Genomic DNA, 12,140 nt, shown 5'->3' on the forward strand with positions numbered 1-12,140 from the left:
CCGGCGACGTAGTGGCCGCGGCTATTGGCCGGTGAGGCATACGCGCATTAGGCGTGGCCCGCAGTGCGCGGGCCAGCGCGGAACAGACGGTACTTCGCTAGAAAAGAGGCCGCCCTACGCCTCAGGTCATTGCCGGCCCGGTGCGTAACCCGGCTACGTTCTCGCCGCGCGGCACGTCGGTGGCCGACACCACGTCGCCGTGCGGCGGTGTGAACGCGCCATCGTCCGGTTCGGCGCGGAAGGCGCGATCCTGCGAAAACACCGCAGTGCGCTGCTGCTGCGTTGCGCGACGACGATAGGCCCTGACGACCGCGACCGCGGTTCCGGCGACCGCCAACTTCCAGAGTAATCCGCTCATGTTCGGCTCCCGTGCGATAGGAGCGTGGATCGTCGGCAACCGCCGGTTAGCGTTGCGTGGATGCCAGGCGAGCGCAGCGTGCACTCGCTCTACGCTGTCGGAACAGGCGATGCGCTAGCTGGTCTGAGAGGCACCGATCCCGCATGCGCTTGGCCCTGCAGACACCGACGACGCGCTGCTCGCGTCGCCTTCATCGCCCCTTGTACCCGCGCTAACGCACGCCGGCCTAGGCTGCATCGCACGCCGTGTCGCGGCACGGCATCCGATCATCGAGCGATCATCGAGGAGACTTTCATGCGCGATCACGATTCCCACCGACCTTCCGTTCCGCTTGGCGATCACGACGTCCGCCAGGCGGGTTACCGCGGCGATACCGCGGATGTTGCGCAGGATACGGGCGTGCCTCGCGGACGCGGACGCGACGTGCCGTCGCGGACCACGCCGCAGCAGGATGCGTCGGGTTTGCCGGACAACGCTGCCGACGATCCGGGCGCCGACCGCAGCGGCCGGACCCAGCCCAACTTCGGCCAGGCAGGCACCTATGCCGCTACCGGCGAACACGCCGGCGGCGCGCACGGCAAGGCCGCGACCGGCGGCTACCACGAGGATGCCAGCGGCGAGGACGGCGGCCGCGACGAGCGCGCCGCAGATCGCGGCACGGACTGAGTGCCGCCGCGGCCGGTCCGGAGCCGGTCTGCAACGCCAATCGGGCATTGCGGCAGCACGCCCGTGTAACGGATCGCGTGCCAGCATCAGCGCTTCCTTTTGCGGAGCCGCTCATGTCCAAGCCGACCATTGCCCGCCTGCTCGCCGAGACCTTGCACAGTGCGGGGGTCGAACGCATCTGGGGCGTCACCGGCGACAGCCTCAACGGGCTGACCGATGCGCTGCGGCAGATGGACAGCATCGAGTGGATGCATGTGCGCCACGAAGAGGTGGCCGCGTTCGCCGCCGGCGCCGAGGCCGCGCTGACCGGCAAGCTCGCGGTCTGCGCCGGCAGCTGCGGGCCGGGCAACCTGCACCTGATCAACGGCCTGTTCGACTGCCACCGCAGCCACCAGCCGGTGCTGGCGATCGCCGCGCACATTCCTTCTTCCGAGATCGGCCTGGGCTACTTCCAGGAAACCCATCCGCAGGAACTGTTCCGCGAGTGCAGCCACTACGTCGAGCTGGTCACCAATCCGGCGCAGATGCCGGAGGTGCTGCACCGGGCGATGCGCACCGCGATCCTGCAACAGGGCGTGGCGGTGGTGGTGATTCCCGGCGACGTGGCGCTGCAGGAACTGCCCAAGGGCACGCCGACCGCCTGGCCGGCGCTGACGCCGCCGCGGATCCTGCCGGCCGACGCCGACGTGGAGCGCCTGGCTGAGCTGCTGCAGGCGAGCGAGGCCACCACGCTGCTGTGCGGCAGCGGCTGCGCCGGCGCGCACGACGAACTGGTGGCGCTGGCCGACCTGCTCGGCGCGCCGATCGTGCACGCGCTGCGCGGCAAGGAACACGTGGAATGGGACAACCCGTTCGACGTCGGCATGACCGGCCTGATCGGTTTCAGTTCCGGCTACCAGGCCATGCTCAACTGCGACACGCTGCTGATGCTCGGTACCGATTTTCCGTACCGCCAGTTCTATCCGAAGGACGCGGCGATCGTGCAGGTCGATCGCGACCCAGCCGCACTGGGTCGGCGCACGCCGCTGCAGCTGGGCATCGCCGCCGACGTGCGCGAGACCATCGCCGCATTGCTGCCGAAGCTGCAGCGGCGCGAGCAGCGCGGCTTCCTGGACAAGTCGCTGGCGCACTACCGCAAGGCGCGCGAAGGCCTCGACGAACTGGCGGTGGCGGCCGCGCCCGGCGAGCCGCTGCACCCGCAGTTCGTGACCCGGATGATCGATGCGCTGGCCGACGAGGATGCGATCTTCAGCTGCGATGTCGGCACGCCTACGGTGTGGGCGGCGCGCTACCTCACCATGAACGGCAAGCGCCGCTTGCTCGGCTCGTTCAACCACGGCTCGATGGCCAACGCGATGCCGCAAGCGCTGGGTGCGCAGGCGCAGTTCCCGCGGCGGCAGGTGATCTCGCTGTCCGGCGACGGCGGCTTCACCATGCTGATGGGCGACTTCATTTCCCTGGCGCAGTTGGGCCTGCCGGTCAAGGTGGTGGTCTACAACAACGCCTCGCTCGGCTTCGTGGCGATGGAGATGAAGTCGGCCGGCTATCTGGACACCGGCACCGACCTGAGCAACCCGGACTTCGCGGCGATGAGCAATGCGATGGGCATCTTCGGCCTGCGCGTGGACGAATCGGAGCAGCTGGAGCCGGCGCTGCGCCAGGCCTTCGCGCATCCGGGGCCGGTGCTGGTCGATGTGCGCGTGGCCACCCAGGAACTGGTGATTCCGCCGGCGATCAAGCTGGAGCAGGCCAAGGGCATGGGCCTGTACCTGCTGCGCGCGGTGATGAGCGGGCGCGGCGACGAGGTGATCGAACTGGTCAAGACCAACCTGCGCTGAGCGATGAACGGCAACAGCGCGCACCGCCGTTGCGGCGCGGCGCGCTGCTACATTTTCATCTTTCGCGTCCCCGGTGGACCATGCCCCGTTCGCTGTTGCGGCAACTGCTGCTGATCTGGATCGTCATCCTCGCCGCGTGCGTAGGCATGGCGGTGGTGCTGTTCGGCCTGTACCGGCATAGCGAGGGCGTGCGCGTCGGCGAGGCGCAGGCGCGGCTGCAGGGCGAATGCACGCGCATCGTGCAGCGCTACAACGGCGCCAGCGCCGCCGCGCGCGGCAGCGACGGCGCCGGCCTGGCCGCGGTGGTGCTGCAACTGGTGCTGGCCGACGCCGCGGGCGTGGAGGGCGGGGTGTGGGAGCGGCAGCGCGGCTTCGTCGCCTATGCCTATCCCACCTACGACGGCAGCGACCACAAGACCGATGTGCCGACCGCCGAACGCAGTGCCATCGTCGCCACCGCGCAACGCGGCGTCGCCAACCAGCAGGCGGTGCATTACCGCCGCGATGGCCAGCGCGAGACGCTGTTGATTGCGGCCTGCCCGCTGGATCGCAGCAGCGCGGCGTGGACGATGGCCCGGGTCGCCGCCACCGGCGAGGCCTCGGCCAGTCGCCCGCTGGCGGTGGGCGTGGCGCTGATCCTGGCGCTGGTGGTGGTGTCGGCGGTGGCGCTGGGCTGGGTGGTGCGGCGCTGGAGCCAGCGCGTGCACGGCATCCAGCAGGCCTTGTCGACGCCGGCGGAGGTGCCGACGATTCCGGCGACCGGCGCGCCGGAACTGGACCGCCTCGGCGCGGCGGTCACCGACTATGCGCAACGCAGCGTGCAGGCCCTGGCCGAGGCGCGCCGACTCGGCGAGGAACTGTCGCGGCACGAGCGACTGGCCGCGCTCGGGCGCATGACCGCGACCGTGGCCCACGAGATCCGCAACCCGATCGCAACTCTGCGCCTGGCCCTGGAAAACCAGATCGCCGCCGGCGAAGGCGGTTTCGACGAGGCGCAGGCGCAGCTGATGCTGGCACAGATCCAGCGCCTGGATGGCGTGGTCGAAAGCCTGCTGGGCATGGTCCAGCCGATCCGCCTGCAGCGCGACACGGTGGCGTTGCAGCCGTGGCTGCAGGCGCTGCTCGATCCGGCCGACTGGGATTCGCTGGCGCCGCCGATCGCATTGCAACTGGCGCAGGCGCCGGACGAGTGGACGCTGGATTCGCAGCAGGCGGCGCGGGCCTTGCACAACCTGCTGCGCAACGCGCTGCAGCACGCCACGCCCGGCACCGCGGTGACGCTGACGGTCGCAGCCGACGCCGACCTGCTGCGGCTGACCGTGGTCAATCAAGGCCCTCCGGTGCCCGCGCCGGTGGCCACGCACCTGTTCGAACCCTTCGCCAGCGGCCGCAGCGACGGCAATGGCCTGGGCCTGGCGCTGGTACGCGAGATCGCGCGCGCGCACGGCGGCGAGGTGCGCTACGTCCACCACGACGGCATCACCTCCTTCATCCTGGAATTGCCATGGCGCGCGTCCTGATCGTCGACGACGACACCGCTTTCCTGAGCACGCTGCAGGCCACGCTGCGCTCGTTCGGCCACGAGGTGATCGCCGCCGCCGATGGGCAGGCGGGACTGGCACGGTTGCGCGCAGGCGGCATCGACCTGGCCTTCGTCGATTTCCGCATGCCCGGCATGGACGGCATCGCGCTGATGCGCGCGCGGCAGGACGATGCGCAGGCGGCCGCGGTGCCGCTGGTGATGCTCACCGCCTACGCCTCCAGCAGCAACACCATCGAGGCGATGAAACTTGGCGCGTTCGATCACCTGGTCAAGCCGGTCGGCCGCGCCGACATCGTCGCGGTGGTGGAGCGCGCATTGCAGGCAAATGCCGGCGACGACGGCAGTGCGGCACCTCCGCAGGCGCCGGCCGAGGAAGCCGGCGCGCTGCTCGGCCACAGCGCGGCGATGCGCACCGTGCACAAGCGCATCGGCCTGGCCGCGGCCTCTGACCTGCCGGTGCTGGTCAGCGGCGAAACCGGCACCGGCAAGGAACTGGTGGCGCGCGCGCTGCATCGCGCCAGCGCCCGCGCGGACGCGGCGTTCGTGGCGGTCAACTGCGCGGCGATCCCGGCCGAGCTGATCGAAAGCGAATTGTTCGGCTACCGCAAGGGCGCCTTCTCCGGCGCCACTGCCGATCGTCCCGGGCTGATCCGCGAAGCCGACGGTGGCACCCTGTTCCTGGACGAGATCGGCGACATGCCGCTGCCGATGCAGGCCAAGTTGCTGCGCTTCCTGCAGGAGGGCGAGGTGTCGCCGCTGGGCGGGCGCGGCGCGCAGAAGGTGGACGTGCGGGTGATCGCCGCCACTCATCGCGAGCTGGCGCAGCTGGCCGCCGACGGCCGCTTCCGCAGCGATCTGCGCTACCGGCTCAATGTGGTGCCGATCGAATTGCCGCCGCTGCGCGAGCGCGGCGACGACATCGTGCTGCTGGCCCAGCATTTCCTCGAGGAGGGCGCCAATGCGGCACGCACGCTGTCGGCGGCGGCGCAGGCGCGGCTGCGCGCCTATCCGTGGCCGGGCAACGTGCGCGAGCTGCGCAATGCGATGCAGCGCTGCCAGGTGCTGGTGCGCACGCCGACGATCGAGGCGCACGACCTGGACGAGGTGTTGGCCGGCGATGCCGCAGCGGCATCCGCCGAGACGCCGGCGCTGACCCTGCCCGACGCGATCGCGCAACTGGAGAGGCAGATGATCCAGGCGGCACTGACGCAAGCGCAGGGCAATCGCGCCGAAGCCGCGCGCCGGCTCGGCATCCACCGCCAGCTGCTGTATCGCAAGCTAGACGATTACGGGCTGGGCTAGGGCGTGCCGCCACCGGCCAGATTGCGCCGCGCTGGTGCAAGCGCTGAGCTACCAATCGCAGCGAAGACGCGCCTGCGCACCCGCGCGCCGCCAGGCACAGCGCGGCCCGCCCACACGAACGACTCGCCCCCAGCAGCGCTTTTTGTAGGAGCGGCTTCAGCCGCGACGAGCGAAGCGGCGTGCTTTCTGGTGGCGCAACGCGTCGGGACTGAAGTCCCTCCCACAGTGCACCCGGTTGCCTCGCCACACCTCCCTGTAGGAGCGGCTTCAGCCGCGACAGGCACTACCCGTACGCCTACCAAGCCAAACGGCCGAGCACACAAGCGCGTCTCCACCGAATCCGCGACCAGCAAGCGAACGAAACAGCAAACGCCAGGTGTCTCATTTCAGACCCCGCAGCTGTCCGCAAAGCGGACGACAGTGGATGAAGCGCAGACACCCACCATGGCCGCTCGCAAGTACTGTTCCTTTAAAAATCAATGGTTTGGAACCTGGCACGGATACTGCGATGACATCCCTACAGGCGGCTCCCTCGCCGCCCTGGAGAACTTCCGATGATCCGTCGTAGCGCACTCGCTTTTTCGCTGGCCATCGCCACCGCCACTGCCGCCGCGCAGGTGCCGGCTCCCCCCGCACCGCCTGCCGCCGCCGCGGCCGGCATCGCGCCGCCGCCCGCGCCGCCGGCACCTCCTGCGCCGCCCGCGCCGATCGCCGCCGCGCCGGTCAGCGTCGAAGGCACGGTCGACCGCTTCATGCTCAATCCCAACGGCGACGTCGATGGGCTGTGGCTGCGCGACGGCACCCAGGTCGGCTTCCCGCCGCACCTGTCGGCCGAACTGCAGGCCGCGGTGCGCCGCGGCGATGCGGTGACCGTGCAGGGCTATCGCCTGGGCACGCTGCCGCTGCTGCAGGCCAGTGCGATCAGTGCACGCCGCAGCGGCAAGCAGGTGGTGGACCGCCCGCCGAACCCGCTGGCCGGCCCGCCCGCGCCGCCGACTCCGCCTGCGTTGAATCCGATGCAGGCCGAAGGCCGCATCGAACGCCTGGTCTACGGCCCGGGCGGCGACACCGCCGGCGTGCTGCTCAGCGACGGCACCGTGGTGCGGATGCCGCCGCACGTGGCCGTGCAGTACGGCACGCTGTTGCGCGTCGGCGCGCCGCTGAGCGTCAGCGGGTTCGGCGTGGCCACCGCGGCCGGCCGCTCGCTGGAGGCGACCCAGCTCGGCCGCGACCGCGCCTCGCAGCGCACCCTGTTCGCGCCGCCCGCACCGCCGGTCCCGCCGGCTGCACCGCCGCCGCCGGGCGGTCCCGCTGCGCCGGCTGCACCGCCGGTGCCGCCGCCCGCGCCGCGCTGATCCGCCTGCCCGTGTGACCCGGCGCCCGCCGCTTGCCGCGGCGGGCGCCGCTACCGGCGCGACGTCGGTTCCCACTTTCATTGGAGTAACGCTATGCATTGGGTCGATCCCGATTACCTGCCGGAAACCCGCGGCACGCTCGCCCGCTTCCTGCTCAATCCCAAGGCCGAGGTCGATGGCCTGCTGCTCGACGACGGTACCGAGGTGCATACCGCGCCGCACCTGTCGGCGCAGTTGCTGAAAACGCTCAAGCTGGGCATCGCGCTCGGCGTGCGCGGACTCAAGCCCTACGGCGTGGACATGCTGGTCGCGCTGGCGATCGACCCGGACGGCGGCAAGCGCATCGCCGATCGCGGGCCGCATGGGCCGCACGCCGAGCACAAGCCTGGCAAGAAGCCGGAGAAAGCCGCAAAACCCGAGAAGCCCGCAAAGCCCGCCAAGACCCAGCACAGCGGTGTGGTCGCGCGGCTGTTGCACGGTCCGCACGGACAGGTGCACGGCGCGCTGCTCGAAGACGACAGCACCGTGCGCTTTCCGCCGCACGCCGCCGCGCCCTTGGCCAAGTGGTTGGCGGTGGGCAAGCCGCTGGCGGTGGAAGGCCACGCGCTGGCCTCGCCGTACGGCACGGTGATCCACGCGCAGGCCTTGGGCGCGAAAGCGTCGGCGTTGCAGCCGATCGCGCCCAAGCCGCATCCGCCCAAACCGCACGCCGCCGACAAGCCCAAGCCGAAGCCCAAACCCAAGCACTGAACCGGGCAGGGCGGGGCGGCCGCGGTGACGCGGCGGCTCCTGCGTCGAGTATCGTTTCGCGTCCGTCGCGGTGTCCGCGGCGGCGCTTTCAGGACTTCGCCATGTCGCTTATTCGCTGTGCGCCTCGCTACGGTTTCCCGCTTGCTTCCGCCCGCCTGGCGGTGCGGCGATGAGCGCGCGGCCGGCCGCCGCGCCTGGCGCTCGCCCGCGCGGCACGCGTGCGCTGGAAGCGCTGAACTTCACCCTGGCCGACGTGCAGGACGGGCTCGGTCCGTTCCTGAGCGTGTTCCTGCAATCCAAGGGCTGGTCGCTGGCGGCGATCGGCTCGGTGATGAGCATCGGCGGCATCGCCGGCATGCTCGCGACCACGCCGGGCGGCGCGCTGGTCGATGCGACCCGGCGCAAGCGCAGCATCGTGGTGGTCGGCTGCACCTTGATCCTGCTGGCCTCGGCGCTGCTGTGGTGGTCGCCGAGCTTCGCCGGCGTGGTGACCGCGCAGGTGATGACCGCGCTCGCCGCCGCGGCGCTGGGTCCGGCGCTGTCGGGCATCACCCTGGGCCTGGTGCGGCAGGCCGGTTTCGATCACCAGATCGCGCGCAACCAGGTCGGCAGCCATGCCGGCAACGTGGTCGCGGCGGCGCTGGCCGGCCTGCTCGGCTGGAAGTTCGGCTTTGGCGCGGTGTTCGCGCTGACCGGCTGCTTCGGCGTGCTGGCGATCGCCTCGGTGCTGCTGATCCCGCGCGATGCGATCGACCATCGCGCCGCGCGCGGCTTGGCCGACGCCGGCGCGCACGGTGCCGCGCATGCCAGCGGCTGGTCGGTGTTGCTGACCTGCAAGCCGCTGCTGGTCTTGGCGTTGGCGTTGGCGCTGTTTCATCTTGGCAATGCGGCGATGCTGCCGCTGTACGGCATGGCCGTGGTCGCCGCGCACCAGGGCGATCCCAGCGCGCTGACCGCGACCACGATCATCGTCGCGCAGGCGACGATGGTGGTGGCGTCGCTGCTGGCGATGCGCCTGATCCGCGTGCGCGGGCATTGGTGGGTGATGCTGCTGACCTTCCTGGCGCTGCCGTTGCGCGGCCTGATCGCGGCCAGCCTGATCCATGCCTGGGGCGTGTTCCCGGTGCAGATTCTCGACGGCGTCGGCGCCGGCCTGCAGAGCGTGGTGGTGCCGGCGCTGGTGGCGCGGCTGCTGCAGGGCACCGGCCGGGTCAACGTCGGCCAGGGCGCGGTGATGACGGTGCAGGGCATCGGTGCGGCGCTGAGCCCCGCGCTGGGCGGCTGGATCGCGCAGGACTTCGGCTACCGCACCGCGTTCCTGCTGCTCGGCGGCATCTCGCTGCTGTCGCTGGCGCTGTGGGTGGGTTTTCGCAAGCAGTTGCTGCAGGTGGCCGGGGTGCCGACGGCGGAGGTCGCGGTGGCGCCAGCGCCGGCTTGATTCGTTGCCGCGATCGCGCTGCGCCGCGCTGAATCAGTCCAATGCCACGCCCGCGACCACATCGCAGGCGATGCCGGCAGCGGCCAGTTGTGCGGCCAGCTGCGCATGCGGCGGCTGCCGGAATGCGTCGCCGGGTTTCAGGCTGACCACGCGCTGCCCGGCCTGCACCTGCTCGATCAGCAACGCCAGATGCGCGTCGGGATCGGATGGCAGCGGTTGCCGCGTCGCGTCGCGGCGCGCCAGGCTCAATACCGCTGCCTCCACCGCCGGATCGCACAGCAACAGATCGGCCTGGTTCAACGCGCGCAGCGCCTTCAGCGTCAGCGCGCCGGGATCGCCGTTGCCGGTGCCGACCAACCACACGCTGCCGCGGCGCGGCACGTCCTGCTCGCTGCGCTGCAGGGCGTCATGGAACGCCTGCTCGGCGGCCTGCGTCTGCCTGCTCTGCAGCAGCACCTGCACCGGGCCTTCCAGCACCTGCTCGAACCAGCGCCGACGCTGCGCCAGCTGCGGCAGGCGCGCGCGGATCGCCTCGCGGTGGCGCGCGAACAACTGCGCCAGCTGCGCGTAGGAATGGTCCAACTCGGTTTCCCAGCGCTCGCGCAGGCGCCGCGCCAGCATCGGCGCCGCGCCGCTGGAGGAGATCGCCACCAGCAATGGATCGCGGTCGATGATCGCCGGCACCTGGAACGTGGACAGCTCGGCATCGTCGACCACGTTGACCAGCTTGCGGCGCTGCCCGGCCTGCGCGGCGAGTTCGCGGTTGAAGGCGTTGTCGTCGGTGGCCGCGACCACCAGCCAGGCGTCGTCCAGCCACTGCGCATCGAACGTGCCATCGACCCGCTGCAGCCGGCCCTGTGCCAGCCACTGTGCCACCGTGGCGTTGAGCGCGTGCGCGTACACCAGCACCTGCGCGCCGGCGTGCAGCAGCGCCTCGATCTTGCGCATCGCCACCTCGCCGCCGCCGACCACCAGCACGCGGCGCCCGCCCAGATCGGCGAACAAGGGATACAGCGGCATGCGGACTCCTGCGGGGTGGGGACGGCTCGCGGCGGACGCGTGTTGCATGGCACCATGCGGCTCAGCCAACTTCCGTTAGCCAGGCCCGAATGCTGCGCGTCCTGCTGGTCAACGATACCGAAAAGCCGATCGGGCAGCTGCGCCAGGCGCTGCTCGACGCTGGCTACGAGGTGTTGGACGAAGTGGCGGCGGCGCCGGCGCTGCTCAAGGCGGTGTCCACCCAGCAGCCGGACGTGGTCATCATCGACGTCGATTCGCCTTCGCGCGACACCCTCGAGCAACTGGCGCTGATCCACCGCCAGGCGCCGCGTCCGGTGGTGATGTTCTCCGCCGACGGCGACGACCAATTGATCCGCGCCGCGGTGAGCGCTGGCGTCACCACCTACGTGGTCGACGGCCTGGCGCCGGCGCGGCTGGCGCCGATCGTGCAGGTGGCGCTGGCGCGCTTCGAGCAGGAAGCGGGCATGCGCCGGCAACTGGACGAAGTGCAGGGCAAGCTGCGCGATCGCGAACAGATCGACCGCGCCAAGCGCCTGCTGATGGACAAGCGCGGCATGAGCGAGAACGAGGCCTACGCCGCGCTGCGGCAGCAGGCGATGAAACAGGGACTGAAGCTGGCCGAGGTCGCCCAGCGCATCCTCGCGATGGCCGACTTGCTGGGATGAGGAAGCGATGAGCGCACCACTGCACCCCGAACCACGCACCCTGCGCCTGGGCTACCTGCCGCTGATCGACTGCGCGCCGCTGGTCGCCGCGGTGCGGCTGGGCCTGGACCGCCGCCACGGCCTGCGCCTGGAGCTGCAGCGACAGGCCTCGTGGGCGGCGGTGCGCGACAAGCTGCTGTCCGGCGAGCTGGACGCGGCGCATGCGTTGGCCGGCCTGGTCTACGGCGTGGAATGCGGCATCGGCGGGCCGCAGGCGGACATGGCGATCCTGCTCACGCTCAACCAGAACGGCCAGGCCATCACCCTGGCGCCGGCGCTGGCCGACGCGCTGGCGCAAGGCACGCCGCTGCGCAGCGCGCTGGCTGCGCTAGGTCGCCCGCCGGTGTTCGCGCAGACTTTCCCCACCGGCACCCACGCGATGTGGCTGTACTACTGGCTGGCGGCGCAGGGCGTGGATCCGATCGGCGACATCCAGGCGGTGACCCTGCCGCCGCCGCAGATGCCCGATGCGCTGGCACGCGGCGAACTGGACGGCTACTGCGCCGGCGAACCGTGGGCGGCGCAGGCCGAAGCGATGGGCGTGGGCCGGCGCGCGATCCGCAGCGGCGAACTATGGCCCGGCCATCCGGAGAAAGTGCTGGCCTGCCGCCGCGCCTTCGCCGCGCTGCAGCCGGAACTTGCGACCGCACTGACCGCCACGCTGCTCGACGCCTGCCGCTGGCTCGACGATGCCGCGCACCGCCGCGAAGCGGTGGCGTGGCTATCCGATCCGGACGTGATCGGCTTGCCGGCCGAGCGCATCGCAGCGTGTCTGCTGCCGGGCGGCGACGCTGATGACGGTGGAGATCCGCAGGGTCTGCGCTTCCATGCGGGTGGCGTGGCGAACATGCCGTGGCTGTCGGATGGACGCTGGTTCCTGCAGCAGTTCCGGCGTTGGGGGTGGTTGCCGGCGAGCGAGGCGGGGGCCGGGCAGGATGCGGCGCACGATGCGCAGATCGTGGCGCGGGTGCATCGCTTTGAGACGTATCGTGCGGCGGCTGCGCAGCTGGGGATTGCGGTCCCGGAGCGCGACGAGCGTGAGGATGGGTTGCCGGATTGGCGGGCTGGACTTGCGCCTGATTAGTGCCTGCTCGGGCCGGAGCGATGCAGCCTCGGCACTCTCAGCATAGGCCCATGAGTGATATTCAATGAAATCAATTAGCTGA

At 70.9% G+C, this 12,140-nt stretch carries 11 protein-coding genes; 9 read left to right on the forward strand and 2 right to left on the reverse strand.

Features of this window, described 5'->3' with window-relative positions:
* Positions 1–121 precede the first annotated feature (121 nt).
* A complete protein-coding gene (locus HEP73_RS03500) occupies positions 122–358 on the reverse strand; it encodes a hypothetical protein (RefSeq protein WP_185822138.1) in 237 nt (78 codons plus the stop codon).
* A gap of 294 nt (positions 359–652) precedes the next feature.
* Between HEP73_RS03500 and HEP73_RS03505 the strand changes: the two genes are divergently transcribed.
* The 7 genes from HEP73_RS03505 (at position 653) to HEP73_RS03535 (ending at position 9,250) form a co-directional block, all read left to right on the forward strand.
* Positions 653–1,024, forward strand: a complete 372-nt coding sequence (locus HEP73_RS03505; RefSeq protein WP_185822139.1) for a hypothetical protein — start codon at positions 653–655, stop codon at positions 1,022–1,024.
* A gap of 128 nt (positions 1,025–1,152) precedes the next feature.
* On the forward strand, positions 1,153–2,862 hold the full coding sequence (gene poxB, locus HEP73_RS03510) for a ubiquinone-dependent pyruvate dehydrogenase (RefSeq protein ID WP_185823277.1): 1,710 nt from the start codon (positions 1,153–1,155) through the stop codon (positions 2,860–2,862).
* A gap of 80 nt (positions 2,863–2,942) precedes the next feature.
* Entirely contained in the window at positions 2,943–4,382 is a 1,440-nt protein-coding gene (locus HEP73_RS03515) for a sensor histidine kinase (RefSeq protein WP_185822140.1), read from the forward strand.
* On the forward strand, positions 4,367–5,707 hold the full coding sequence (locus HEP73_RS03520; protein WP_185822141.1) for a sigma-54-dependent transcriptional regulator: 1,341 nt from the start codon (positions 4,367–4,369) through the stop codon (positions 5,705–5,707). The genes HEP73_RS03515 and HEP73_RS03520 overlap by 16 nt, the downstream gene beginning before the upstream one ends.
* A 554-nt stretch (positions 5,708–6,261) precedes the next feature.
* Complete coding sequence (locus tag HEP73_RS03525) at positions 6,262–7,062, forward strand: hypothetical protein (protein WP_185822142.1); 801 nt, start codon at positions 6,262–6,264, stop codon at positions 7,060–7,062.
* A 93-nt stretch (positions 7,063–7,155) separates the two neighbouring features.
* The gene (locus HEP73_RS03530; protein ID WP_185822143.1) at positions 7,156–7,812 is read left to right on the forward strand and encodes a hypothetical protein; all 657 of its coding nucleotides are present in this window, start codon (positions 7,156–7,158) and stop codon (positions 7,810–7,812) included.
* 169 nt (positions 7,813–7,981) lie between these two features.
* Positions 7,982–9,250: an MFS transporter gene (locus HEP73_RS03535; protein WP_185822144.1), complete on the forward strand. Its 1,269-nt coding sequence runs from the start codon at positions 7,982–7,984 to the stop codon at positions 9,248–9,250.
* Positions 9,251–9,283: 33 nt separating this feature from the next.
* Here HEP73_RS03535 and HEP73_RS03540 read toward each other — a convergent pair whose 3' ends face one another.
* The gene (locus HEP73_RS03540; protein ID WP_185822145.1) at positions 9,284–10,270 is read right to left on the reverse strand and encodes an NAD(P)-dependent oxidoreductase; all 987 of its coding nucleotides are present in this window, start codon (positions 10,268–10,270) and stop codon (positions 9,284–9,286) included.
* 92 nt (positions 10,271–10,362) lie between these two features.
* On the opposite strand from HEP73_RS03540, the gene HEP73_RS03545 reads away from it, so the two are divergent.
* Together HEP73_RS03545 and HEP73_RS03550 are read left to right on the forward strand one after the other, a co-directional pair.
* Positions 10,363–10,935: an ANTAR domain-containing response regulator gene (locus HEP73_RS03545; protein WP_100225477.1), complete on the forward strand. Its 573-nt coding sequence runs from the start codon at positions 10,363–10,365 to the stop codon at positions 10,933–10,935.
* Positions 10,936–10,942: 7 nt separating this feature from the next.
* Positions 10,943–12,058 carry a CmpA/NrtA family ABC transporter substrate-binding protein gene (locus tag HEP73_RS03550; RefSeq protein ID WP_185822146.1) on the forward strand — a complete coding sequence of 372 codons (1,116 nt, stop codon included), beginning with the start codon at positions 10,943–10,945 and terminating at the stop codon, positions 12,056–12,058.
* The last annotated feature ends 82 nt before the right edge of the window (positions 12,059–12,140 follow it).

It is taken from the genome of Xanthomonas sp. GW (assembly GCF_014236815.1).
Taxonomy (GTDB): domain Bacteria; phylum Pseudomonadota; class Gammaproteobacteria; order Xanthomonadales; family Xanthomonadaceae; genus Xanthomonas_A.